We start from the raw sequence: 3,495 nt of genomic DNA, 5'->3' as shown, positions 1-3,495 counted from the left end.
GTTTTTCAGCCGTCATCGAGCCTCTCTCCTGACGCCCCATGGACGCGCGTGTGTCTGGTCACCATCCCGCTGGACTGTCCGCCCCGGGATGCACTTACTTAGGTTCCGAGCGACAGTCGCCGGGAAAGTTTCATCTGCAATTTGCGCAATCAAGTCTTTGGCGCAGCGGTTAACCCACTAGTCCACCTACTTAAGCACGACTCACGCCATGTGCCAGTGGAGGTTTGAACAATGAACAATCCATTCCCGTTTGCCCCAACGCTGTCTCCTCACTGCCTCACTGCCTCACTGCCTCACTGCCCAGCCCGGCCGCAACGCCGGCATTTGAAAGCCACCGCCAGTGATTCGGTGATTTGACTGACGTTGATCAACATCCGCCGCAGCTATTGTGGATAGGCGTTTGCACCGTTCTGCGGCGGGTGCTTCAAGTTGTCGCAGGCCGTGCGTCCAGCACCATCTGATCCGCTTTTTAATGCAATACCTGAGTCTGTTATGCAAACAGATCGCCACTCATAGTGCTCATGCCTGATGGAGGCTGATGAGCGAAAGACCATGAGCGAGAGAATCCCCGTCCGAACCGTAGAAACATTCGAGCCTTTGCGTCCGAAGATGAAGGCCAAATCCAGCGACAACCACATCCATACCCGCAGCTTCACCGGGCTGTTCCGCAACCTGCGCATCAGCGGTGCGGGTTTTCTGTTTTTGCTGTTCTTCGGCACCGTGTGGTTGAACTGGGGTGGCCGCCAGGCGGTGCTCTGGGATCTTTCCGAAAGCAAATTCCATATCTTCGGCGCGACTTTCTGGCCGCAGGATTTCATCCTGCTCTCGGCGTTGTTGATCATTGCCGCCTTCGGCCTGTTTGCGATCACCGTGTTCGCGGGACGGGTCTGGTGCGGCTACACCTGCCCGCAAAGTTCGTGGACCTGGATCTTCATGTGGTGCGAGAAGATCACCGAGGGCGAGCGCAACCAGCGGATCAAGTTACAAGCCGCGCCGTGGGGCCTGAACAAACTGATGCGTCGAGCGGCCAAGCACACCTTGTGGCTGGTCATCAGCCTGTTGACCGGCCTGACCTTCGTTGGCTACTTCACACCGATCCGGCCACTGGCCGAAGAGCTGCTGACCTTGCAAATGAGTGGCGTCAGCCTGTTCTGGGTGCTGTTTTTTACCGGCGCCACCTACATCAATGCCGGTTGGCTGCGTGAAGCGGTTTGCATGCACATGTGCCCCTACGCGCGGTTCCAGAGCGTGATGTTCGACAAGGACACCCTGACCATTTCCTACGACGTGGCCCGAGGTGAAAACCGTGGTCCGCGCAAACGCGAAGTCAAACCCGCCGAGGCCGGTTTGGGCGATTGCATCGATTGCCAGCTCTGCGTACAGGTCTGTCCGACCGGCATCGACATTCGCGATGGCTTGCAGATGGAGTGCATCGGTTGCGCCGCGTGCATCGACGCCTGTGATTCGATCATGGACAAAATGGGCTACGCCCGAGGATTGATCAGCTATACGTCCGAACATCAGTTGCAGGGTGGCAAGACCCAACTGCTGCGTCCGCGCCTGATCGGCTACACCGCCGTGCTGCTGGTGATGATCGCCGCCCTGGTGGTGGCCCTGGTGGAACGGCCGATGGTGTCGCTCGACGTCAGTAAGGACCGTGGCCTGTTCCGCGAGAACAGCCAGGGGCAGATCGAAAACATCTACAGTCTGAAGGTGATCAACAAGACCCAGCAGCGTCAGGACTACCAATTGCGCCTGGTCGATGCCGATGGTTTCGAGTTGCGGGGCAAGACCGGGTTGAGCCTGGCGCCGGGGGAGATTGTCGATGTGCCGGTGTCGGTGGCGATGCTCTCGGAGCGGCCGGCCAGCAGTTCGCAGAGCATCGGCTTCAAGGTGGTCGACAGCGATGAGCCCGACGTCTACAGCGTGGCGAAGAGCCGGTTTGTTGCGCCGATGAATCGCTGAGCCCTTAGACTGTGTTGCTGCCATCGCGGTGCGACGATTCGACTTGCCCGCGATGAACTCACCTCGATTTTCTTGAATGACAACCTTCCGGGCACTCGATGAAACGCTACGAAAAATTCGCCGACGACATCGCAGAACTGATCCGCTCCGGCGTCCTCGGCCCGGGCCAGCGTGTGCCGTCGGTGCGCTACGCCAGCCAGACCTACGGTGTCAGCCCGTCGACGGTGTTCCAGGCCTACTACCTGCTGGAACGTCGTGGACTGATCCGCGCCCGTCCGCGCTCCGGCTATTTCGTCAACGCCCACGCACCCCGGCCGTTTTCCGAGCCGGTGATCAGCAATGAGGTCAACGAGTCAACGGAAGTCGACGTCAGCGAACTGGTGTTCTCGGTGCTGGACTCGATCAAGGACCCGAACACCGTGCCCTTCGGCTCGGCGTTCCCCAGCCCGACCCTGTTTCCCCTGCAACGCTTGTCCCGCTCCCTGGCCAGCGCCAGCCGCGAGATGGACCCGCGCATGGTGGTCACCGACATGTCGCCGGGCAACCCGCAGCTGCGCCGGCAAATCGCCCTGCGCTACATGGTCGGCGGGCTGATGCTGCCCATGGAAGAACTGCTGATCACCAATGGCGCGCTGGAAGCCCTCAACCTGTGCCTGCAAGCGGTGACCCAACCCGGCGACCTGGTAGCCATCGAAGCCCCGGCGTTCTACGCCTGCCTGCAAGTGCTCGAACGCCTGAAGCTCAAGGCCGTGGAAATCCCCGTGCACCCGCGCGACGGCATTGACCTCGGTGTGCTCGAGCAAACCCTGGAGCGCCATCCGATCAAGGCCTGCTGGTGCATGACCAGCTTCCAGAACCCCATGGGTGCAACCGTGCCCGAGGCAAAGAAACAGCAGCTTGTGGAACTGCTGCGCCGCCACCAGGTGCCGCTGATCGAAGACGATGTCTACGCCGAACTGTATTACGGCCAGCAAGCACCGAAACCGGCCAAGGCCTTTGATACCGAAGGCCTGGTGATGCACTGCGGCTCGTTCGCCAAGAGCCTGGCCCCCGGCTACCGCATCGGCTGGGTTGCCGCCGGGCGCTATGCGCAGAAAATCGAACGACTGAAACTCATGACCTCACTCTGTGCCTCGATGCCAGCCCAGKCCGCCATCGCCGATTACCTGCAACACGGCGGCTACGACCGGCACCTGCGTAAATTGCGCCACGCGCTGGAAGACCAGCAAAGCGCCATGCTCGCCGCCATCGCCCGCTATTTTCCCGCGCAAACGCGGGTCAGCCAACCGGCGGGCGGGTACTTTTTGTGGCTGGAATTGCCGGAGCAGATGGATTCGCTGAAGTTGTTTCAGATGGCGTTGGCGCAGGGAATCAGCATTGCGCCGGGGCCGATCTTTTCACCGGCGCAGCGGTTCAGGAATTGTATTCGGTTGAATTATGGGAGCCCTTGGGATGAGGCTGCGGAAAAGGCGATGGAGACGCTCGGGCGGATTGTGCGCTCGTTCTGACAGCGCCATGTCGTTTGATAAA

2 protein-coding genes are annotated in these 3,495 nt (G+C 60.4%); both read left to right on the top strand.

All coding sequences use genetic code 11. From position 1 onward, the window contains the following. The first annotated feature begins 552 nt into the window (after positions 1 to 552). A complete protein-coding gene (gene ccoG / locus ACXRVY_RS20585) occupies positions 553 to 1,965 on the top strand; it encodes a cytochrome c oxidase accessory protein CcoG (protein ID WP_223462881.1) in 1,413 nt (470 codons plus the stop codon). Positions 1,966 to 2,063: 98 nt separating this feature from the next. After that, entirely contained in the window at positions 2,064 to 3,473 is a 1,410-nt protein-coding gene (gene mapR / locus ACXRVY_RS20580; RefSeq protein WP_458238113.1) for a GntR family transcriptional regulator MpaR, read from the top strand. Positions 3,474 to 3,495: the final 22 nt, after the last annotated feature.

Source organism: Pseudomonas sp. P5_A2_2 (assembly GCF_054177685.1).
The sequence above is the reverse complement of the archived record's forward strand: the minus strand, read 5'-3'. Positions and strand labels throughout refer to the sequence as shown.

Bases quoted from the DNA above. Each gene is read 5' to 3' on its own strand.
- ccoG (WP_223462881.1), top strand. From the start codon at position 553: ATGAGCGAGAGAATCCCCGTCCGAACCGTAGAAACATTCGAGCCTTTG.